Raw genomic sequence first — 22389 nt, forward strand, 5'->3', positions numbered from 1 at the left:
TGTCACCAACAAATATGGTTGATGTCGTTTGAAAGGCATCTTCTTTTGTTGGCGACAACACCAACAAAGGCAAAATAAATCCGAAATAGAAAATCCGAATTCCGAAATACAAACAATGGATATATTAAAATTTATAACAGCAGGTAGTGTTGATGATGGTAAAAGTACCCTGATAGGCAGGCTGCTTTATGACAGTGATTCTATTCTTGCTGATCAGTTGGAAGCATTACACAGCTCGAACCGTAAAAACGATGACGGGAGTATTGACCTTGCCATTTTAACAGATGGCCTGAAAGCCGAACGTGAGCAGGGAATTACTATTGATGTAGCCTACAAATACTTTCAAACAGACAAACGCAAATTCATTATAGCCGATACCCCGGGGCATATTCAATACACCCGTAACATGGTTACAGGCGCATCAAATGCAAACCTTGCCATTATATTGGTTGATGCGCGTAAAGGGGTAATTGAGCAAACTATCCGTCACTCCTACCTGGTTTCATTATTAGGTATTCAGCAGGTGGTGGTTTGTATCAACAAAATGGATATGGTTGAGTATAGTGAAGCTATTTACGAAACCATTGTTAACGACTACAAAGCGCTGGCTTATAAAGTAGGGCTGAAAAACATCAAATACATCCCGGTAAGTGCTTTAAAGGGTGATAATATAGTTCATGCTTCATCAAACATGAAATGGTATGAAGGCAAGAGCCTGCTTCCATTTTTAGAATCTGTTGAGCTTGATATTGACGATAGCAGGGCACATGCGCGTTTCCCGGTACAATGGGTTGTGAGGCCACAAACTGAAGAGTTGCATGATTACAGGGGCTATGCCGGCCGGGTTTCAAGCGGATCGTTTAAGGTGAATGATAAGGTAACGGTGCTTCCGTCAGGCTTTCACTCAACTATTGAAAAAATTGAGGTGCTTGATGCAGAGCCTGCTGAAGCTTTTGCAGGTATGTCAGTTACTATTCACTTAAAAGATGAGATAGATATTAGTCGTGGAGATGTTTTGGTAAATACAGAATATCTGCCTGAAGTTTCACAATTAATAGAAGCCGATTTGTGCTGGATGGATACCCGCGCATTAGACCCATCGCTTACTTATTTTATACAGCATAATAGCAAGGTAACCCGCTGCAAGATCAGGGAGATCCTTTATAAAGTGAACATCAACACGCTTGAAAAAGAATTTAATGAAGATTTTAAGCTGAACGATATTGGCCGCATAGTCATCAAAACTGCAGAGCCTTTGGCCTTTGATCTTTACCAAAATAACAAAGCTAATGGTGGAGCTATAATAATAGATAGCAGAACGAACGTAACGGTTGGCGCACTCATGCTTCGCGCAGTTGCGGAGTAAATAACTCATAATAAAAACGTCATGCCGAATTTATTTCGGCACCTCACATGTTAAGTAAACACCATACTGGCGACATGTCCTGTGGGGTGCTGAAATAAATTCAGCATAATATTCAATACATCAACAACTAATCTCTAATTAACTAGCCTCTAATCTCTATTTCTGAAATTCACTTTTCAATTCTTCTTTCTCAGCTTTCCTAAATTTCAAAACTTTGGGTACCGATACACCAGTAATATATGGGTTATCCTGGTTCAGCCTGTAGTAACCCTGGTGATATTTTTCTGCCGGATAGAACGCTTTATAAGCAACCACCTGTGTAACTATTGCTTCAGGATAATGCTTGCTTTGATTTATCTTTTTTATTATAGCATCTAATATGCTTTTCTCTTCAGGTGTACGATAAAATGCTATTGAGCGATAATCAGTTCCTTCATCAGGCCCCTGGCGGTTAAGCTCAGTTGGGTCATGTGCAAAAAAGAAGGCATTTGCTAAAGTGGCGTAGCTGATCACTTTGGGATCATAGTAAACCTGCACACATTCCGCATGGCCTGTGGTACGAGAACTTACCTCTTCATAACTTGGATTCTTAGTTGTGCCTCCTGCATAGCCGGAGATCACTTTGTTTACGCCCTTAAGCTCAGACATTGCCTCGCTCATACTCCAGAAACAGCCCCCGCCAAAAGTGGCTACTTCTTCTCCTGCTTTCGGTTTTGGCAAGGATGCAAAACTGCTGCCGCCGTTTGATTGTCCGTTAACGCAGCCGGCAAATAAAAATATTGCGGCTACATATAAAATAATTCGTTTCATACTATTTTAAAGTTTATAAGTAAATATACGTTGATGATTGTCTGATGGATGGTCATTGTTGAGTAAAGTTGATTCAGTTTTAACAATTAGTCGTGAAAAACAAAAAAACCTTACAACAATTAATAATCTTCATAGCACTGCATTAACTTAAAGGTGAGTTCGATATAAAGGTTGATGGAACATTTTGATTATCAGTTATTTACATCTATCCATCCCTCAATACAAGGCGAAGTTCCTGATAATCAACATGTTTCACAGCGTTCCACCCGTTCCGTGTGTAAAAATGGAACGCTTTGCCGGCATGGATGCACAAACTTACGCTTCGCCTCAACGCGGTTGGAGAAGGGTCTGGGGGGAGGTGACCGTTTGCTTATGTCGAACTCACCTTAAGTTAGGCTAACTCAATCAACCTAATAAACTTAATCCAACTTAATCAACCCCTCACCGCCCTCTTCACTTTAAAAATTATATCTGTAAGCCCGTTGATCTTTATCTCATAGACAGTAGCAAGCATCATCCCTAATTTACCGGGCGGGAAACCTTTGTTATGCATCCATTCCAAATACGATATGGGGATATCGCTTATCAAAGTGCCCTTATATTTGCCAAAAGGCATTTTTGTTTGTACAATATCAACAAGTATTTGCGAATCTGGCCTAATATTTTCCACATCGTAAAGATAGAGATAATACTTAATGACATCTGTTGTTTCAGTACAACCCGCCTTATAAAACAGATAATAACCAAAATATAACACACAATTTGTAACAAATAAAGTTATACAAACTAGATTTATAAACTAATTATGAAACAGCAATTTGACGCAATACTTACAGGGTCTGATTCCGATGTTGACGGAATAGTAAACCAAATTAATTTTGACGGTTTTTCAAGTGCCTACGAATTTAAATCGATTGACAACAGCCTTCACCTGGTTATAGCTAAGGACGATGATGGCAAATGGGTGCGGCTTGCCGGTACTGAACCCTATTTAGGTAGTTGGGTTGATGAGCTTGTTCAACAAATTATTTAACACGATTTAGGGATTGGATAGATTAACAGGATAAAAAAAGAAAACCTGCAAAGTTTTTAAAACTTTGCAGGTTCATTACATTGAAATCCTGTTAATCTATCCAATCCTTAAATCGTGTTTAGAAACGCGCTGGCCTGTGCGACATCCCCATTGTATTGCCGGCGAAGTGTTCATTACCACCTCTGTTATCTCTGTCATGCCTATCATTGTTTTGGTTAGAAGGCTGACCAAACCCACCCTGACCACGGTTATCCCTGCCACGATCATTGTTTTGGTTTGATGGTTGGCTGTAGCCGCCTTGTCCCCTATTCCAATTATTATCATCGTTTCTTCTATATGTATCCGGACGACGGTTATCTCTTCCCCAGTCATTAGCCCTACGATCATCACCACGGTAAGCATCACGGTCAAAATGATCATTACGGGCATAGCCACCGCCATAACGGTTGTCGTTATTAAAATGTCTCCATTCGGCTACTTCACGCCCGTTAAACCTTGAACGGTAAAAATCATTGCGCATAAACGGACGGTGCTCATGAATCTCAAACCTACGGGCACTTCTCCAATCGTAATTACGATAAGCTCCGGGTAAGTAGGCAGCTGAGATCCAGCTATTACCATCATTATAATAATAGCACCCTGCGTTTACATTGTAATAAGCACCTACATCTGGTAAATAATAGTAGTCATCACTATTACTGTCATCATAAACATCTTGTGTTTCCTGATATATCGGCTGTTCAACCACAACAGGTGCATGCCTGTAAACCACTACCGGGCTTCCCCAATTAAGTCCCACATGTACTCTTATTTGTGCATTTGCAGTATTATATAATAATCCACTTAATGCTATTGCTGATATTATTGCTATTTTTTTCATGGTGTTAATTTGTTTTAATTTTAGAATGATATTATCATTTGCTTTATACTGTTTGTTGTTGCAAACGATGAATTCATTGTGTCAAATTTTATATATCTATGACTACTGAAATCAGCCATAGTTTAACCACAACACGCAATCATTTTATCATTATGTACTATTAGTAAATTATATTCTTATATATAAGACATTTACAGAATTAAATTCCAAACAAAAAGCAATCATCTTATTAAAAGCATATTTTATTCTTTTAAATATTATTGGATATTTTGTCAATAAAAGGCAACTCACTTATTAATTAGTATTTAAGCTTAGCTGTAAATAAGTGTTGTAACTATTTTAGTACAAAACTTGCCTGCTTATTTAAGGTAGTTTCAATAACTTTGATCAACTAATTTCAGCACTTATGAAAATGAAAAAATTGTTTGTCTTTCTGTTGCCTGTATTTGCAATAGCAGGACTAATATTATTTAATGCCTGCAAAAATGCAGACACTAAAAACACGGGTACCATGGCCGATAGTACAAACACCGGGGCTGCCCCTACAGCAGCCAATGCAGGTTTAACCTTGCCGGCAGGATTTAGCGCCGCTGCTATAGCCGAGAATTTAAGTAGTCCGCGGCACCTGGTAGTTACCCCACAAAACGATATTTATGTTCACCTTTCAGGTTCAAACAATGGAAAGGGAATTTTAGTATTGCATGATGATGGCGATAAAGCTACTTTAAAAACCGGCTTCGCTAATTATGGCGGTACCGGGATCACCATTAAAAATGGTTATCTGTATGCCTCATCAAACAGTGACATTTATCGCTATAAATTGAACGATAAAAACGAAGTAATTGATCCGGCTAAACCTGAAACTATAGTGAGCGGCTTAACCAATAAACGAATGCACAATTCAAAATCAATAGTGCTTGATAATGATGGCAACATTTATGTGAATATTGGCGCTTATTCAAATATTTGCGACGATTATGACAAGGATAAAAAGGGATGTCCTGTTTTAGCAGATGCAGCAGGCATCTGGCAGTTTAAAGCCGACAAACTTAATCAGAAACAAAGTGATGGCGTCCGTTATGCAACAGGATTAAGAAATGTAGTTGGCTTAGATTGGAATCAACAGGATAACCAGCTTTTTGTAATGCAGCATGGCCGCGATGCGCTGCATGATCTTTATCCAAACTTATACACCGCAAAACAATCAGCCGATTTACCTGCCGAATGTATGTTTGCATTGAAAAATGGTGATAATGCAGGCTGGCCTTATTTATATTACGACTGGATGCAGCACAAAAAAATGCTGGGCCCTGAATACGGCGGCGATGGCAAAAAAGAAGCAGACAGCAAATACCTTGAACCTGCAGCCGCTTATCCTGGCCACTTTGCACCGGATGGCTTATTGTTTTACACCGGCAATCAATTCCCTGAAAAATATAAGAATGGCGCTTTCATAGCGTTCCATGGCTCATGGAACCGTGCTCCTGAACCACAGGAAGGGTATTGTGTAGTTTTCCAGCCTTTTAAAGATGGAAAACCTGATGGCAAGTATGAAATCTTTGCTGATGGCTTCGCTGGGCCGAATAAATCACCCGATGGAGCTTTACATCGCCCATGCGGCTTAGCACAAGGTCCGGACGGTTCGTTATATGTAACAGATGATCAAAAAGGAACTATTTATAAAATTACCTACAAAAAATAATTATGAAATTTAAAATTGCCTGTTTGGCACTAGTGACATCTTTGTTTGTACTTAATTTAAATGCACAAGTAAGGCACACCAAAAAACATAGTAGTTCCGGTTCGGCAATGGCGAGAGGTAAGATTGTTTATAACAGCATTTGTTTAAGCTGCCACATGGCAGGAGGTGCAGGTGTACCGCATTTAAACCCGCCGTTGATCAATACAACTTACGTATTAGGTGATAAGGCAAAGCTGATAAAAATTGTGCTGAATGGTTTTAATGAAGATGTGGAGATAAACGGCCAGACCTATTCAAATACCATGACCCCGCACAGCGATTTAAAAGACCAGCAAATTGCCGATGTGTTAACTTATGTACGTAAAAGCTTCGGCAATAAGGCAAGCTCAGTAAGCGCTGTCGAAGTGAAAAAGGTTAGAGCGTCTAAGTGATTTTACTGATTTTTTAAAGAAGATTACACCGATAAAAAACAAATCGGTGTAATCTTATCCTAAATCATATTGCAGGCAATGGTGATATTACAGCCCCCATATTTGCAAGCTGTAATAATGCAGATCTCCGTACCTCATCTGCCGTTTGTAAGCCAAGTATTTCATGGTTTATCTCACAGGCGCCTGTCCCATTAGGGTCAATAAAAACTTTCAGATCGGCCATAATAGCTTCACGAGCAGTTGTTGACACGCAACCATGTGTATAAAAGCCCACAATCAATACTTCATCAGCAGCTGCAGTTTTTAACCAGGAGCCTAAATCAGTTCCTGTAAACGCGCCATACACATCTTTTTGAAATTCCTTTTCCTTTACAGTGCCTGGTCTTGGTCCAAAGCCCGGCACAAATTCGGCTCCCCATGTACCAGGTACAAATGCCGGTGATTCTGCTGGCCGGTTAAAATGCCTTATCCAGGCAACCAGGCCATCTTTACTTCTTGCCTGTTCAACTCTTTGTCTTATTACTTCAATCGCATCTAAATGGTTAGGTACCGGTCTTTTACCGTTTTTTGAAAATTCATTCTGGGCGTCAATAATTATTAGTGCTTGCATAATAAATGTGTTTTAAATATTATTCTGCAAGGTAGTTTCACCGCCTCAGGCTGGCAACCTGATTCTTGCTGAGTGAATTTTCAACTTTTGCCCATTGATAAATTATGAAGCGCTTCATAAAAGTTTTCACAGGCATTTTCATTGCTTCCAATAAATAAAGCGGGTTCTATCAGTTCTAATTCCATCAGATAAAATTCATCGTTATTTAATAATATCCCATCTACCCTGGCATAAAGCAAGGGTTTATTAATTGTGTTTAATAATGATTGTGCTTTCTTTAAAACGCTTTCCACCGGATACGCAGGTTCATCTGTCCCTCCAAATTGAGCCTGAACCCTAAAATCGCCCGGTTTTGCCTTTTTTAAGATGGCATGACTGAATTTCTTATTAAAAAACAAAAGTGATAGTTCTCCATTTGTAATAATTTCATCCATGAATTTTTGAACTATTACATCTCCATATTGAAGCATTTCCGCAAAACGAAGCTCATCAGCTGCAGCACTCAAAGCAGTAGTAGTCCATGTATTGAATGAACCACCCGAAACTGCAGGCTTAATTACCGCCTTATCCCAATTATTAATCGCCATAATATCAGTTAACCTGATAATTGAATTTTGAAGGCAAAAATGATATGGAGGCAGCAATGCACCTAGCGGAGAAAGATCAGCCAGGTATTTTTTATTTTGATTCCATTTTACTATAGAAACAGAGTTTAAAACTATACAACCCAATAATTCAAGCTTATCAAGCCATGCATTAAATTCATCTATCCGGGTATGATAATCCCACATAGAGCGCAGTATAATTGCGTCGTAAGCTTGCCAGTTTACTGTTATATCATCCCATATGGCGGGCACCACAACAATATTTTTATTTAGCAGATATTTGCTTAACAACAGATCGTCATTAGTTAGTAAAGGTTCTTTACTGCAGGTTACAAAACATATTTTCATAATATTAACTTTAATTCATCCGGTTTGGTAAACCTGATTTTGTTTGTTTAATTCTTCGGGGAATACGTTATAATTAAGGTGAGTGATTTTTTATTTTGATTGCAGGCTAATTTCATTTTTACCCATTTCCCATGCAATCATAGCCTGCTTTCTTACCCTGCCATAACTAAAGTTCCCCACATCTCCGCTGTTGCATATGATACGATGGCAGGGTATAAGATATAATATTGGGTTTTTACCCGCTGCTGTAGCTACTGATCTGATACTGTTGGGATAGCCTATTTGATCAGAGACTTGTTTATAGGTTTGTACATTACCGAACGGAATATTAACCAGGGCTTGCCACACTTTTATTTGGAAATCGGTTCCCTGAACCAATAAGTTAAGCTTTTCTTTATCTGCTGCACCGGGCTTAAATATCTTTTGTACATATGTTTGGGTAAGGTCAGGCCGGTGGTTTAAAGTTGCGAAATGCCATTTTTGCGAGAAAAGCCGGTATTCATCACGCTTACTATCTTCGTCAATAAAATGAAAGTCGCACACTCCTCTTTCGGTAACAGCTATAAAACACATACCGAAGGGCGTTGCGTGATAACCATATACAATTTCCAGTCCCATACCAGCCGATTTGAACTGCTGCGGACTAACCCCCTCAATGTTTACAAACAGATCATACACCCTGGATTGGCTTGAAAGGCCGGCAATCCCGGCTGCTTCAATAACATTTTGTGTTTGTTGTATTTGGTTTTTTAAATGCTCAAGCGTAAGGTATTGAACAAATTTTTTAGGTGTTAACCCAACCCAATCCAAAAACATCCGCTGAAAATGAAACGGGCTAAGGTTTACTTTTTCGGCAATTACATCAAGGTCTGGTTGTGACTTGAAATTTGCTGTAAGGTAACTTACTGCTTTCTCAATCCGGTAATAATTTACTGTCAGGTCTTTAACCATATAGCACTAAAGGTAATACTCATAAAACTGGTTTTCCAATTTATTGAACCAAAGTTAATTTATGCTATTTCTTTTAAAAAAACTCAGGATTAATTCGGCAATTTCTGCTGTATTATTTTCGGTTGCCGCCCAGTGGCCCCCATTTAACAAATGAATTTCGGCTTTGGGGACATCTTTCAGGTAAGCCAATGCCCCGGGAACTGTAAAAAAAGTATCTTCTTTACCCCATGTAATTAAAACAGGAGGCTGATACTTTTTCAGGTATTGGTGCCATAGCGGATAACTTTTTACATTATTACCATAGTCAAACCATAATTGCATAAACAATTCAAGCCTCCCCGGCTTTAACATTATATCAGCATCTAAAATATGCCTGTCAGGGTTTACCGCAGTCGAAAAATTCCATTGCCCGGGCAAAACTGAACTGGCTTTGCGATAATAATTTATCCAATCAGTTTCATATTTTTTATTTTTATCACGCCAATACTGCTGTAATTCGCCGTTAGGGTCCTGCGCCTCGGGGAAGCCATCCATATAAGCGTTACCATTTTGAATAATTAATGCTGTTATATTTTCAGGATGTTTAAGTGCTAATCTAAAGCCTACTGGTGCCCCATAATCCTGCATAAATAAGCTGTACTTATGTATTTTGAGTTGGTTTAATAATAAATCAATGCTATTGCTAATGTTATCAAAGGTAAAGGGATAGTTTTCTGACGATGGGACATCAGAATAGCCATGACCCGGATAATCAGGCGCTATTAAAAAGAAATCTATTTTCAATAATTGCATAAGGCCCTGGTACATAACAGATGAGCTGGGAAAACCATGCAGCAATACAATAACCGGGTTGCCCGGATTACCCGCTGTTCTGTAAAAAATCTTTACCCCGTTTATACTTTCCCAATGGTATGAAAAATCGTTGGATTGCGCTGTGCATCTGTTACTGTATAAAAAAACAAGAAAACAGATAAATACTTTTTTAAACATTCTTTAAACTTTTAAATCAAAGCAAAGTTTAAAAGAAAGCCAAAGCCCTGCAACCTGATTCTTGCGGAGTATTGAATGCTTTACGATGGCTACTCAATAATATAATCAACAACTGTTCACCTAATCAACACAATCAACCTAATAAACTAACTAACTTTTTTATATTTTTGCGGTTGATCTGGAAGATACCTTATCTCCGGTCCCATCCCTAATAAATGGATATATCAGTAGTAGTACCACTTTATAATGAAATAGAATCGTTACCTGAGCTTACCTCATGGATAAGCCGCGTAATGGACGATAACCGGTTTACCTACGAAGTGATCCTTGTTGACGACGGCAGCAACGATGGTTCGTGGGAAATGATCAGGAAGCTTAATACAGGCAATCCCTTTATAAAAGGCATTAAATTCAGGCGCAATTATGGCAAGTCGGCGGCTTTAAATACCGGCTTTGAAGCTGCAAAGGGTAATGTAATTATTACCATGGATGCTGACCTGCAGGATAGCCCGGATGAGATCCCTGAATTATACCGCCGCATTGTAGAAGAGAAATATGATCTTATTTCAGGCTGGAAGGCAAAACGACATGATCCGCTAAGCAAAACTATCCCTACAAAATTATTCAATGCCGCAACGCGCCGCATGTCGGGCATTCATAACCTGCATGATTTTAATTGCGGTTTAAAAGCATACCGCAAAACTGTAGTTAAAAATATTGAAGTTTATGGCGAAATGCACCGTTATATCCCGGTGATAGCCAAATGGGCGGGTTTTGCTAAAATTGGCGAGCAGATAGTTGAACATCGTCCACGCAAATACGGTAAAACTAAATTTGGCATTAGCCGGTTCATAAACGGGTTGTTAGATCTGATGTCGATATTTTTTGTCGGTAAGTTTGGCAAACGCCCAATGCACTTTTTTGGGGCAATGGGTACGTTGAGCTTTTTTGCAGGTACCATATGCGTCATCTGGATAATTTGGGAAAAGCTTTATAACCTTGCTCACCATATAGTGCCGAGGCAGCCAACCGATAATCCCTTGTTTTATATAGCCCTTGTAGCTGTAATATTAGGTTCGCAATTGTTTTTAACCGGCTTTGTTGCCGAACTGGTAGCCCGCAGCGCTCATGAACGGAATAAATACCAGGTAGAGGAAGTTATTTGATGTGTGAATGTGCAGATATGCAAATGTGCGGATGAGAAAAATGAAATCAATGTGCAAATGTGCGAATTTTGGATGTGCGAATGAAAAGAAATATGTTGATGTTAAGAAAATTAGTTTGCCTATTTATGTTTACCATAATAAAAATTATTTCATCTGTTTTTAATTGTTTTTTCATCCCCACATCCACAATCTGCACATCCGCACATCCAAAATTCGCACATTAACACATGTTTTTTTCCATCATCATACCCCTATACAATCGCCCGCAGGAGATAAAAGAACTGCTGGAAACCCTTGTTATTCAAACCTATAAGGAGTTTGAGGTTTTGGTGATTGAAGACGGGTCAAAAGATGTTGCTGAAGACATTGTAAAAAGCTTTGCCGACAGGCTGGATGTTAAGTACTTTGTAAAGCAAAACGAAGGCCAGGGCTTTACCCGTAACTATGGCTTTGAGCGGGCAAAGGGCGATTATTTTGTAATTTTCGATTCAGATTGCCTGATCCCTGAAGATTATTTACAGATAGTTAACGATTCACTTACAGCCAATCCTTTAGATGCTTATGGCGGCCCGGATGCTTCGCATCCATCGTTTACTCCTGTACAAAAAGCTATTAGCTATTCCATGACCTCCCCCTTCACAACCGGTGGCATTCGTGGCAATAAAAAAGGTATAGGCCAATTTCATCCGCGTAGCTTTAATATGGGGATTTCGCGACAGGTATGGGAAAAAGCTGGCGGTTTTATCATCACCCGCTCGGGCGAGGATATTGAGTATAGTATCCGTATTCATTCAATGGGATTTAAGATTGGACTGATTCCTGAGGCTAAAGTTTACCATAAACGCCGCACTAACTTTTTACAGTTTTATAAGCAGATCCATTTCTTCGGGCGCGCCCGGATAAATGTTTATAAATTCTTCCCTGGCGAGCTTAAAGCGGTACATTTTTTTCCGGCTATATTTACACTATCATTATTATTTACATTAGTTGCTAACATATTTAACTGGCAAATAGCACAGTTATGTAATATTGTTCTGACACTTATTATTTTGTTGATATTTTTTCACTCATGGAGTAAAAATAAGTCAGCAAAAATCGCATTTTTGAGCTTAATAGCTTCCTTCATCCAGCTTATAGCCTATGGGCTTGGTTTCATGCAGGATTTTTTAAAAAGGGTAATCTTAAAGTTATCTTAATTATATATGTACCATCCATTTTCAGTAACCGAAACACTTAGTATTACATGGCATATTCTAAAAAAGAATTTTGCAACCATCGCTGTATATACACTGGTAGTTTTTGTTAGTGTGGGTGGTTTTGGCTTTTTGATATATGATTTGCTGAACGATGAAGTTTTAACTTCAATTGGCGTTGTACTTTTATTAATTGGTATCAGCTTTCTTTTTTTAGGGTTTATCAAACTAATTTTCCAGCTTATTGATAAAGAGTTTTACGATTTTGGCTTTGGCGACATCGTACCTAAAATAAAAATGCTGGTCAGCTACCTTATTTTGCTGGTAATTGTAAGTACGCTGGCCGTTTTCATGACCAATGCTATCAAATATCTTGGTGATGGTATTATACAGAGCATTTTGGGAATAGGGATCTTTATATTCATCCAATTTTTCTTTCTCTTCTACTTCCCTATTTGCGCCTGTTTTATTGTTGACGATCAATCAGGCCCGTTTGAATCAGTTGCCCAAAGTTTCAATTTAATAAAAGGGAATTTTGTTAAATATTTTTTACTATTTCTGCTGATTGAAGCATTGGTGTTTATTGGTTCTATAACGCGCATAGGGATGATATTTGTAATTCCGTTTGTAAACATGCTATTGGTAGTAGCCTACCGCAAACTTGTTTACAGCCATTTGGATGTAGACGATGAAATTACCGAAACGCTTTAATTATGGGATTAAAGGCAGCATTAAGCAAACCTTTTGCCGTAATAGTTAACAGCCGGTTAAACAAGCTCCGCAAAAACGCAGTTGCATTGCAGCAAAAAACATTTGAACAGCTTCTCAGCAAGGCAAAAGATACTGCTTTTGGTAAGGATCATCATTTTGAGCAGATCAGCAATTATGATGATTTTAAAAAGAATATCCCCATCCGCGATTACGAAGAATTAAGGCCATATATTGACCGGGTTACCAAAGGCGAAGAGAATGTATTATGGCCCGGTAAACCAGCTTACCTGTCAAAAACCTCTGGCACAACTTCGGGCGTTAAATATATTCCCATTTCAAAAGAGAGTATGCCCGAGCATATTAAAGCTGCCCGGAATGCCTTATTGAGTTATATCCATGAAACCGGCAATGCTGATTTTGTTGATGGGAAGCTTATATTTTTGCAGGGCAGCCCGGTGCTTTCCGATAAAGCAGGTATTGCTACCGGCAGGCTATCTGGCATTGTTGCCCACCATGTGCCTGGTTACTTGCAAAAGAACCGCATGCCAAGCTACGAGGTTAATTGTATTGACGACTGGGAACAAAAGGTTGATGCCATAGTTGAAGAAACCAAAAACCAGGATATGCGCCTCATCTCGGGCATCCCGCCCTGGTGCCAGATGTATTTCGACAGGCTTTCGACAGTATCCGGCGGTAAAAAAATAAAAGATATTTTTCCAAATTTTAAGTTATTTGTACACGGCGGTGTTAACTACGAGCCTTACCGTGCCCGGATGGAAGAAAGTATCGGCTTTAAAATTGATTCTATTGAAACTTACCCGGCATCCGAAGGTTTCATCGCCTTCCAGGATTCGCAGAAAGAAAAAGGTTTATTGCTAATGGTTGATTCAGGGATCTTTTATGAATTTATCCCTACCGATGAGTATTTCAATGAAAACCCAACCCGCATCAGCCTTAAAGATGTTGAGCTCGATAAAAACTATGCGCTGATATTAAACACTAGTGCCGGTTTATGGGGATACAGCCTGGGTGATACCGTTAAGTTTGTATCAAAAGATCCGTATAAAATTGTAGTTACCGGGCGTATAAAGCATTACATCTCTGCCTTTGGCGAACACGTAATTGGCGAGGAAGTTGAGCAGGCATTAATGAGTGTGGCCAATCAGCTGAGTGTTGATGTAATTGAGTTTACTGTTGCCCCACAGGTGAATCCGCCGCAAGGTGGTTTACCTTATCATGAGTGGTTTATTGAGTTTGGAACAGCACCTAAAGACCTGGAAGCTTTTTCATTAGCTGTTGACACAGCTTTACAACAAAAAAATATTTACTATTTTGACCTTATTGCTGGTAACATTTTGCACCCTTTGGTAATCCAAAGCTTAAAAAAGGATACCTTTATTAATTATATGCGCTCGCAAGGTAAGCTTGGGGGACAAAATAAGGTGCCGAGACTCTCAAATGATAGAAAAATAGCGGACGAATTGAAGGAGTATATAAAAGTATAATATTGAGTAAAAAAAAGAACATAGCTATCCTCGGCTCAACAGGTAGCATCGGTACACAATCCCTTGAGGTTATTGGCAATAATCCTGAACTTTTCAGGGCTTATCTGTTAACGGCTCAAAATAATGCAGACTTGCTAATAGCACAGGCATTACAGTTTGATCCGGCGTATGTTGTTATAGGCGATCAAAGTAAATATCAATATGTTAAAGATGCGCTTGCAACTTCTTCGGTTAAAGTATTGGCCGGTATTGAAGCCGTTATAGAAACGGTTACACATCCTGAGATCCACATTGTGATAACGGCAATGGTTGGCTTTGCCGGGCTTGAGCCTACTATTGCAGCCATAAAGGCTGGTAAAGACATCGCGTTAGCAAATAAAGAAACGCTTGTTGTTGCCGGTGAACTGATTACGGGCCTTGCTAAAGACCACAACGTTAAGATCCTTCCTGTGGATTCTGAACATTCGGCTATTTTTCAATGCCTGGCAGGTGAAGAAGACAATAAGATTGAAAAGATCATCTTAACAGCTTCTGGCGGGCCTTTCCGGAGCAAATCATTGGCATTTTTAGAGAATGTTACCCGTGAAGATGCCCTTAAGCATCCAAACTGGGTTATGGGTGCTAAAATAACTATCGATTCCGCTTCGTTAATGAACAAAGGGCTTGAGGTAATTGAAGCTAAATGGCTGTTTAACCTGAAAGCTGAGCAGGTTGATGTAATTGTACACCCGCAATCTGTTATTCATTCAATGGTACAATTCCAGGATGGTTCAATAAAAGCACAAATGGGCCTGCCAGATATGAAGCTGCCTATCCAGTATGCCCTCACCTATCCTAAGCGAATAAAAAACGATTTTAAACGATTTGATTTTACAAGTTACCCTAATCTTACATTTGAAAAACCGGACCTTGCAACCTTCCGTAATTTAGCATTAGCATTTGAAGCATTAAAGCAAGGTGGTAATATGCCCTGCATTATTAATGCTGCAAATGAGATTGCCGTTGCCGGATTTTTGAACAAAAGCATAGGCTTTTTAGCCATGAGCAAAGTAATTGAACAATGTATGCAACACATTGCCTTTATGAAGAGTCCTGATTTGGACGACTATTTGAATACTGATAAAGAAACACGCATCTTTGCGCAAAATTTAATACATCAAATGCCGTTAAAAGCATTACAATTTTAATATAAATATATAAATGAGTATAGTGATCATGGTGGGCCAGTTAATCCTGGGCCTGTCTATTTTAGTAATCCTTCATGAACTTGGCCACTTTTTGGCCGCCCGTGCTTTCGGAATTAAGGTTGAAAAGTTTTACCTGTTTTTTGATGCATGGAATTTTAGTCTTTTTAAATTTAACTACAAAGGCGTTGAATATGGTGTTGGCTGGCTGCCACTTGGTGGTTATGTAAAAATTGCCGGTATGATTGATGAATCAATGGATACCGAGCAGCTTGCAGGGCCACCGCAACCCTGGGAGTTCCGCTCAAAACCGGCCTGGCAACGATTAATAGTTATGCTTGGCGGTATAACAGTGAACATCATACTGGGCATCCTGATATTTTGGGTATTAACTATTAAATACGGGGAAAGTTACACGCCGAACTCTGAAGTTCAATACGGTATTGTGCCAGGAAAAATCGGTTTAAGAATTGGTTTGCTTCCCGGCGATAAAATAACGGCTATAAACGGCAAAAAAGTTATACGTTTTGAAGAGCTCACCGGCACCGAAGTAATATTAGGTAATACAGACCTGACGGTAAAACGCGGTGATCAAATCCTACATGTAAGGGTTCCGGGTAATTTAATAAATGATCTTTCCGATATGAAGATCGATGACTTTATAAGCAGGCTCCCCCGTTTAAAATTTGCAATTGACACCGTAGTACCTCATAGTTACGCCAATACCGCCGGCTTACTTAAAGGGGATAGCATTACGGCTGTAAATGGTGTTAAGATCCAGTTTTTTGATCAGTTGCAATCTGAACTTAAAAAATATGAAGATAAAAAGGCCACACTTGAAATAAAAAGGAATGATGTAGTTTCGCAGGTAATTACTGACGTTAATAAAGACGGAGCGCTTGGCTTTAAAGATGGCAGAACAGGAATTGGCGCTAAATTTATTGAGCCCGCACAAAAGAAACTAACCTTTGGGTTTTTTGGTTCATTCCCAAGAGGCGCTACAAAAGCATGGGGTACTTTTACAGATAATGCAAAAGGCCTGGGCAAGGTATTTAAGGGCGAAGTTAAGTTTAACAAGGCTGTTAGCGGCCCTGTGGCTATTGCAACCATGTTTGGCTCGCATATCGATTGGATCCGTTTCTGGAGCCTGGTTGGCTTTTTATCAATGGTACTGGCTTTAACCAATTTACTGCCTATCCCTGCGCTTGATGGTGGGCACGCTTTATTCCTGATCATTGAAATGATTAAAGGAAAACCACTAAGCGATAAGTTTTTAGAACGCGCCCAAATAGTAGGTTTTGTAATACTGATAACCTTAATGGTATTTGTATTTGGCAATGATATTGTGAAACAGATTGTAAAGAAATAATTTGTTATTGATCCAAAAAAAAAGGCATCTGGCTTATTGTCAGATGCCTTTTCTGTTACTGATCAGCTTAAACAGACGTATCTCCTTCTAAAGGAGTTGCATATAATGGTGCTTTCTTTTTTATACAAGCTGCAATGATCAAAGAAAGTACAACATACAAAATCAGTCCGTAGCCAAAAGCTTTTATTTCATTTATTAAAGTAGGCTGTAATTTAGCTATAAACTCTCCATTTTGAAAGGATTTTGTGTACTCATCAATTTTATCCTGAGATACATTGGAACTATTTAATCTGGCAGTTAAACTTTCAAGTATAGCACTATTTGCTTTTACTGGTAGTTGAGGGTCAACAAACTTAAAAAGTACAAAATTATAAGCCACTGAAAATAAGGATAAAATTATCCCCATAATAAATATACTTTTAAACGCCTGACCAAAAGACCAATACCCTCCTATTTTCTTTCTCACGTCCAATCCCAACACAACTAAAAGGGTAATCACTAAAACTAAAATTATTATACTAATCCAGTAGTTTGTAAATTGCATTAAAGGGTCAATAATGTAAAAAACAATAGAAAGCACAATTGAAACAAGACCGATTAGTAGCCCATGTTTAATCGAAAAATTAGTCATTGAAGAGTCTTGAACTTGATCAGTCATAACAATAAGATTTAATGGTTGATTAGGTATATTTTATCTAAAATTAAAAATTAATTCTAATATCAATACATAAAACAATATATTACTATCAATAAATTTACTTCAATTTATTGATAATAATGTTGCGATGTCTATCAGCCAATAAAAAAGGCAAAGCTTATTAAAACTTTGCCTTTTTGTATTTTTAATTTATCACCTCGCTATACCTGGTTTGTGTACACAGGCGGATCTTTTTTAAACAGTGAACCAAATATTAAGGCTAACAGAAATATAAACAGGATAGAGATAACTATTCCCTGGATAGTGCTGCCTATAGTTGTATTTTGCTGTTGTGTAAAGTCCTTCTTCATTTCAGCAATATCTTTATCAATAGCCGCTTGATTATTACCTCTTTGCTTTAATATATCTGCTTTTGCGTTTATTGCAGCAGTTTGTGTTTTTTGAATGCCGTTAGGTTCAACAAACTTATCGAAAACTATGCTTTTACCTATAAACTGTACAAGGTAAGCCACTAAAAACATAGTAAAGATACCTGTGGTAGCTTGTTTAAAAGTCCAGTACCCTCCTATGTTTTTGCGCGCATTAAAGCAGAAGAACACCACACAAAAAATAGGTATAAATACAGAAAAAATAATGGGACCGGCTACAAAAAGCACAGGCGATTTGGTGATTGATGTAATAAAATAATACGATAATATGCTAAGCCCTGTTATTATAAGGCCTAGTAGCAAACCGCTTTTAACCCCGTTTATTTTTATTTGTTGTTCAATATCATTCATTAGTATGATGGTTTTTTATGGATTATCTAAAGCTGATCAATATTTCTAATACAGCCATATCAAATTCCTTATCAATTGCATTATCAGCTATGCTGTTTTTAACTTCAACAGATGGGTCTGTATTTTGAAAAAAGCACATGATAGGGTAAAACAGTTCTTTTAACTCCGAATCTTCAGCCAGATTTGCGCCTACGATGTGGATTTCGCCAACAGGGCTATCCATTAACACCTGGTGAGCAATAACCGGTTCGTAAATGCGGTACTCGTCCTGGAACTCGTCTTCATCGACCAGTAAAAACTCTTTTAAATAGTCTTCAAGTCCGGGTTCAATATCTTCGTCTTCACATTCGTTCAGATAAAGCAGCAGGTTTAAAAGTTCGGTACCGCGATCGAGGGTTTCTTCTTCAATAGCCTCCCACTCCGGGGTATCCAGGTAATCCTCTTCCAGTTTTTTAACATCAGCGCTAAAGAAATTTATCAGCAGCAAATCAAAAAATACTTCGCGTAATGCATCCAGCTTCGGGTAATCATCAAACACCTCATCAAGCAGGGCTACTTTACTCATAAAGTCTTCTTCAGAATCAAACACTTCGCCCAACACTTCTGTAAATGGCGTAGCATCAAAGCTGCTATATTTTGAAAAAGCTTCTAAAGCGGCTTCAATGGCTGTTTCTACTTTTTGGTCGATCATGATTTTTATTGTTTATGCAGGTGATTGTTGTTACAGGTTAGCACCACTTTCCCTTTTAAATTTAACCCTATAAAGGGCGAATTATATGATTTTGATTTGTTATTTTTCTTATTGTATTCCCATTCTTCATCAATGTCTAACAATACCAGGTTAGCATCTTGTCCTTCGGCAATAATAGCCGGGTCAACATTTAATATTTCACGGGGATTAACAGCCAGCTTTTGTATAATAAGCTCCAACTCCAGTCCGGATTTCAGTGCAAGGGCAAAGGCAGTTTGTAAACCAATGATCCCAAATTCCGCCACTTCAAATTCAACATCTTTAAATTCCACCTCGTGTGGGGTGTGTTGCGATACTATAGCATCGATGGTGCCGTCTTTAAGGCCTTTCAGCAAAGCATTTACATCATCGCGGGTACGTAATGGCGGTTTAACCTTATAAAGGCTGTCGAAGCCTACAAGCGCTTCATCAGTAAGCACCAAATGGTGCACGGCCACATCGCAGGTTACTTCAAGCCCCTTACGTTTAGCTTCTCTTATCAGCTCAACCGAGCGTGTGGTTGATATGGTGCTGAAATGGATCCGTGAGCCGGTATATTCGGCCAGGTAAAGATCCCTGGCTATCATCAGTTCTTCCGCTAATGGCGGGATGCCTTTCATGCCTAACAGTGTGCTTATCTCACCCTCGTTAACTTTTGCTTTACCTGCAATGGCGGTATCTTCCGGGTATGACATGATCAGCGCATCAAAGCCCTGCGCATACAATAAAGCGCGCTCCATAAGCCCGGCATCCTGTACGGGCCTGTTACCATCAGTAAATGCTTTGGCCCCGCTCAAAAACATATCATACATTTCGGCCAGGTCTTTACCTTCGCGTTTGTGAGAGATAGCGCCTAAGGGATATACATCAACCAAATTCCTTTTGGCCCGGTTCATTAAATATTCAATTTCGGCCTTTGAATGCACCGGGGGGATCGTGTTTGGCATTAAAGCTATCCCGGTAAATCCTCCTGCGGCGGCAGCGGCTGTACCGGTGTGCAAATCTTCTTTTGTTTCAAGCCCCAGTTCGCCGATATTACAGTTCAGATCAAAAAAGCCGGGTGATACATATTTGCCTTCTGCTTCCACTAATTCCGCATCGGCTTCCAGTTCGGGGGCTATTTTGCTGATCACCCCTTTCTCAATTAAAATATCAACAACCTGCTGATTAAAGGGCGAATTAGGATCAATAATTGTTGCGGATTTAATAAGCAAATTCATTTACTATGCTTTAAAAGGTGGGTTTTTATCCATTTAAACCGGTTGCGTAACACTGCGTTGATCTGTTTTGTAAAACCGTACCAGCAGTATTTCGGCCCCCAGAAAAATCAATGCCAAAATTATACAAAGTTTCCATAATTGTAAGCCGAAATTTGTTTCAGTTATATTACTCTTTAATGAGCCCTTATTTACCTCCATTATTTCGGCAGCCTGGGGGATAACTTTATCCAGTTCGGTACTACTTAAATAGCTCAGGTCCGATTCGCTCCGGTTATCGTTAAATGCCAGTACGGCAACTGTGCTATCCACTTTTTTCAGATCATAGATCCCGGTTTCATGTAGTTGGTCAGCCATGTATATCAGCGTACTTCCCTCCTGTTGTTTGGTATCCGGGATTATACTTTGATTGCCTTTAGCCAGTTTAAGCAATTGCTTTTCGCTGGTTTGAACAGGCAGTGTTTCAATAGTTTCATCGCGCCCCAGCGTATAAAACAATGGCTGATCATGTCCGCTTAGCAACGCTATCCTGAACATTAGCGGTACAAATAACGCATGCCTCTGCAGGTTGCTAAAATCATCGTTTAACGCCACGGCTGAAACATACACCCTGCCTTTGCCACTGGCATATCCGGCTAAAAATGTTTTGTTTCCAGCTAAGGTCATTAAATTTTCGGTCCGGTTACCGGTTGATGAGCTTAGCTGATAATATTTTTTTACAACCGGCAAGTCGGGGTTTTGCGGAAATCCTTCAAATATGTTTTTAAAAACCTTGCTTTGGAAGTTCAGGGCGGACACTTTGGTATCTTCAGTCATTAACTTTTCAGGGTAGGCCGCGTTCATCTGTAGCAATAATGACCTGTAACTGTTTAAATCGGCATCGGCAGGTGGAAACACTATCAGCGTCCCTCCTTTACTCACATAAGTTTTTAACTGTTGGGATAGCCCGGTTGATATTGCATTTATATCACTTAGAATAATTAACGGATAGGTATTTAAAGCCGCATAATCAACATTGCCATCAGGCACTCGCTTAGCCCCAAAAAAGGGATCGGCCCCAAATACGGCTTTCAAATATGGGTTAGCAGTGCCTCCATCAACCAATAAAACGGGCATTTGCTGTTTTACATTAAATGAAAAGTAAAATTGGTTATCAAAAGTAACAGGATTGTCCTGCAGGGAGATTTCAGCCCGCTGCCATCCTGCCTTTAAGCCTGAGAATACCAGCGTATCATACTGCACTGAACGCTCCTTAACGGTATAGCTGCCTAATGCTTTTTGCTCACCATTGATTGAAAGCTTAAGCGGGATCTTTTCAGCTTGTTTATCAGCATAGTTATGAAGCCGAACCACCAGTTTTTCACTTTCACCGGGGCGATGGATGGCGCTTAACAAGGTGACTGAATCTACCGCAACATTGGGCAGTGTACTTGCCTTTAATTGTACCAAGCGGATGTGCACTCCGGTATCTGCTTTAACAGGCTGCGGTGTTTGCATGTTTTTTTGAAAATCGGAGATCAGGTAAATCGACCTTACCCCGCTCCTGTGTATATCCAACAAGCTTTGCTGCCGGCTGATGATTTGCTGCAAGTTCCGGCTTTGCGGACTTATTTTAACGGCATCAACCGCATCATTAAATTCGTCTCTGCTTAATAAGCGCTGATGCTTACCTTCAAAATCCTGCGTAAGCAGCTGAAAGCTATCATTTATGCTGTAAGCTGATGCTATTTCCTTGGCGCGGCGTTTGGCTTCATCAAGCAAAGTACCCTCGCGGTTAAGGGTTTGCATGGAGTAGGAGTTATCTACAAATATGCTTACGGTCTGTAATTTCCCAGCGTTAACGGCATTTTTGCCAGGGATGTATGGCTTGGCAAATGCAAATACTAAAAAGGCCAATGCCAATAGTCGTGAAGCCAGGATCAATCTTTCTTTTAGGTTCCTGCGATGCGATTGCTGTTCCTGCACATCCTTTAAAAACTGCACATTGCTGAAATATACCTTGTGATACTTGCGAAAATTAAACAGGTGCACAAGTACAGGTATGGCCAGTGTGAGCAATGCAAATAAAAAGGCAGGATATAAAAAATGCATATTTTAAATGTGCGGATTTGCAGATATGCAAATGTGCGAATTTATTTCTTTTTAGAAAGT

At 39.3% G+C, this 22389-nt stretch carries 22 protein-coding genes; 10 read left to right on the forward strand and 12 right to left on the reverse strand.

Going from position 1 to position 22389, the window contains the following annotated elements; translation table 11 throughout:
- The first annotated feature begins 115 nt into the window (after window positions 1–115).
- Window positions 116–1366 carry a sulfate adenylyltransferase subunit 1 gene (locus tag BUE31_RS04015; RefSeq protein ID WP_073400481.1) on the forward strand — a complete coding sequence of 417 codons (1251 nt, stop codon included), beginning with the start codon at window positions 116–118 and terminating at the stop codon, window positions 1364–1366.
- A gap of 156 nt (window positions 1367–1522) precedes the next feature.
- On the opposite strand, the gene msrA is transcribed toward BUE31_RS04015, so the two are convergent.
- Together msrA and BUE31_RS04025 are read right to left on the reverse strand one after the other, a co-directional pair.
- Window positions 1523–2176: a peptide-methionine (S)-S-oxide reductase MsrA gene (msrA, locus tag BUE31_RS04020; RefSeq protein ID WP_073400483.1), complete on the reverse strand. Its 654-nt coding sequence runs from the start codon at window positions 2174–2176 to the stop codon at window positions 1523–1525.
- Window positions 2177–2609: 433 nt separating this feature from the next.
- Window positions 2610–2846: a DUF3820 family protein gene (locus BUE31_RS04025; protein WP_073401647.1), complete on the reverse strand. Its 237-nt coding sequence runs from the start codon at window positions 2844–2846 to the stop codon at window positions 2610–2612.
- 135 nt (window positions 2847–2981) lie between these two features.
- On the opposite strand from BUE31_RS04025, the gene BUE31_RS04030 reads away from it, so the two are divergent.
- Window positions 2982–3209 carry a hypothetical protein gene (locus BUE31_RS04030; RefSeq protein WP_073400485.1) on the forward strand — a complete coding sequence of 76 codons (228 nt, stop codon included), beginning with the start codon at window positions 2982–2984 and terminating at the stop codon, window positions 3207–3209.
- A gap of 118 nt (window positions 3210–3327) precedes the next feature.
- On the opposite strand, the gene BUE31_RS04035 is transcribed toward BUE31_RS04030, so the two are convergent.
- Window positions 3328–4089, reverse strand: a complete 762-nt coding sequence (locus tag BUE31_RS04035; RefSeq protein WP_073400487.1) for a hypothetical protein — start codon at window positions 4087–4089, stop codon at window positions 3328–3330.
- Between the two features lie 406 nt (window positions 4090–4495).
- Here BUE31_RS04035 and BUE31_RS04040 point away from each other — a divergent pair, with 406 nt between their 5' ends.
- Complete coding sequence (locus BUE31_RS04040) at window positions 4496–5791, forward strand: PQQ-dependent sugar dehydrogenase (RefSeq protein WP_073400488.1); 1296 nt, start codon at window positions 4496–4498, stop codon at window positions 5789–5791.
- Window positions 5792–5793: 2 nt separating this feature from the next.
- A complete protein-coding gene (locus BUE31_RS04045) occupies window positions 5794–6222 on the forward strand; it encodes a c-type cytochrome (RefSeq protein WP_073400490.1) in 429 nt (142 codons plus the stop codon).
- A gap of 64 nt (window positions 6223–6286) precedes the next feature.
- Here BUE31_RS04045 and BUE31_RS04050 read toward each other — a convergent pair whose 3' ends face one another.
- The 4 genes from BUE31_RS04050 to BUE31_RS04065 all read right to left on the reverse strand — a co-directional run bounded on the left by BUE31_RS04050 (window position 6287) and on the right by BUE31_RS04065 (window position 9726).
- Window positions 6287–6832: a cysteine hydrolase family protein gene (locus BUE31_RS04050; RefSeq protein WP_073400492.1), complete on the reverse strand. Its 546-nt coding sequence runs from the start codon at window positions 6830–6832 to the stop codon at window positions 6287–6289.
- Window positions 6833–6912: 80 nt separating this feature from the next.
- Window positions 6913–7785: an ATP-grasp domain-containing protein gene (locus BUE31_RS04055; protein ID WP_073400494.1), complete on the reverse strand. Its 873-nt coding sequence runs from the start codon at window positions 7783–7785 to the stop codon at window positions 6913–6915.
- 90 nt (window positions 7786–7875) lie between these two features.
- On the reverse strand, window positions 7876–8736 hold the full coding sequence (locus BUE31_RS04060) for a methylated-DNA--[protein]-cysteine S-methyltransferase (RefSeq protein WP_073400496.1): 861 nt from the start codon (window positions 8734–8736) through the stop codon (window positions 7876–7878).
- Window positions 8737–8790: 54 nt separating this feature from the next.
- Window positions 8791–9726: an alpha/beta fold hydrolase gene (locus tag BUE31_RS04065; RefSeq protein ID WP_083619296.1), complete on the reverse strand. Its 936-nt coding sequence runs from the start codon at window positions 9724–9726 to the stop codon at window positions 8791–8793.
- A gap of 215 nt (window positions 9727–9941) precedes the next feature.
- On the opposite strand from BUE31_RS04065, the gene BUE31_RS04070 reads away from it, so the two are divergent.
- From BUE31_RS04070 to rseP, 6 genes are all read left to right on the forward strand, one after another.
- Window positions 9942–10892 carry a glycosyltransferase family 2 protein gene (locus tag BUE31_RS04070; protein WP_073400498.1) on the forward strand — a complete coding sequence of 317 codons (951 nt, stop codon included), beginning with the start codon at window positions 9942–9944 and terminating at the stop codon, window positions 10890–10892.
- Between the two features lie 227 nt (window positions 10893–11119).
- Entirely contained in the window at window positions 11120–12088 is a 969-nt protein-coding gene (locus tag BUE31_RS04075; protein ID WP_073400500.1) for a glycosyltransferase family 2 protein, read from the forward strand.
- 6 nt (window positions 12089–12094) lie between these two features.
- Window positions 12095–12796: a hypothetical protein gene (locus BUE31_RS04080; RefSeq protein ID WP_073400502.1), complete on the forward strand. Its 702-nt coding sequence runs from the start codon at window positions 12095–12097 to the stop codon at window positions 12794–12796.
- Window positions 12797–12798: 2 nt separating this feature from the next.
- Window positions 12799–14301 carry a GH3 auxin-responsive promoter family protein gene (locus BUE31_RS04085; protein WP_073400504.1) on the forward strand — a complete coding sequence of 501 codons (1503 nt, stop codon included), beginning with the start codon at window positions 12799–12801 and terminating at the stop codon, window positions 14299–14301.
- The gene (locus BUE31_RS04090) at window positions 14298–15488 is read left to right on the forward strand and encodes a 1-deoxy-D-xylulose-5-phosphate reductoisomerase (RefSeq protein WP_200801879.1); all 1191 of its coding nucleotides are present in this window, start codon (window positions 14298–14300) and stop codon (window positions 15486–15488) included. The genes BUE31_RS04085 and BUE31_RS04090 overlap by 4 nt, the downstream gene beginning before the upstream one ends.
- 13 nt (window positions 15489–15501) lie before the next feature.
- Window positions 15502–16854, forward strand: coding sequence for an RIP metalloprotease RseP (gene rseP, locus BUE31_RS04095; protein WP_073400508.1), 1353 nt, complete (start codon window positions 15502–15504; stop codon window positions 16852–16854).
- A gap of 67 nt (window positions 16855–16921) precedes the next feature.
- Here rseP and BUE31_RS04100 read toward each other — a convergent pair whose 3' ends face one another.
- From BUE31_RS04100 to BUE31_RS04120, 5 genes are all read right to left on the reverse strand, one after another.
- A complete protein-coding gene (locus BUE31_RS04100; protein ID WP_073400510.1) occupies window positions 16922–17512 on the reverse strand; it encodes a DUF4199 domain-containing protein in 591 nt (196 codons plus the stop codon).
- A 200-nt stretch (window positions 17513–17712) separates the two neighbouring features.
- Window positions 17713–18291 carry a DUF4199 domain-containing protein gene (locus BUE31_RS04105; protein WP_073400512.1) on the reverse strand — a complete coding sequence of 193 codons (579 nt, stop codon included), beginning with the start codon at window positions 18289–18291 and terminating at the stop codon, window positions 17713–17715.
- Between the two features lie 22 nt (window positions 18292–18313).
- On the reverse strand, window positions 18314–18982 hold the full coding sequence (locus BUE31_RS04110) for a hypothetical protein (protein ID WP_083619300.1): 669 nt from the start codon (window positions 18980–18982) through the stop codon (window positions 18314–18316).
- 5 nt (window positions 18983–18987) lie between these two features.
- Window positions 18988–20241, reverse strand: coding sequence for a dihydroorotase (locus tag BUE31_RS04115; protein ID WP_073400514.1), 1254 nt, complete (start codon window positions 20239–20241; stop codon window positions 18988–18990).
- A gap of 33 nt (window positions 20242–20274) precedes the next feature.
- Complete coding sequence (locus tag BUE31_RS04120) at window positions 20275–22329, reverse strand: BatA domain-containing protein (RefSeq protein ID WP_073400517.1); 2055 nt, start codon at window positions 22327–22329, stop codon at window positions 20275–20277.
- Window positions 22330–22389: the final 60 nt, after the last annotated feature.

This window comes from Mucilaginibacter sp. OK098 (assembly GCF_900142915.1).
Lineage (GTDB): Bacteria > Bacteroidota > Bacteroidia > Sphingobacteriales > Sphingobacteriaceae > Mucilaginibacter.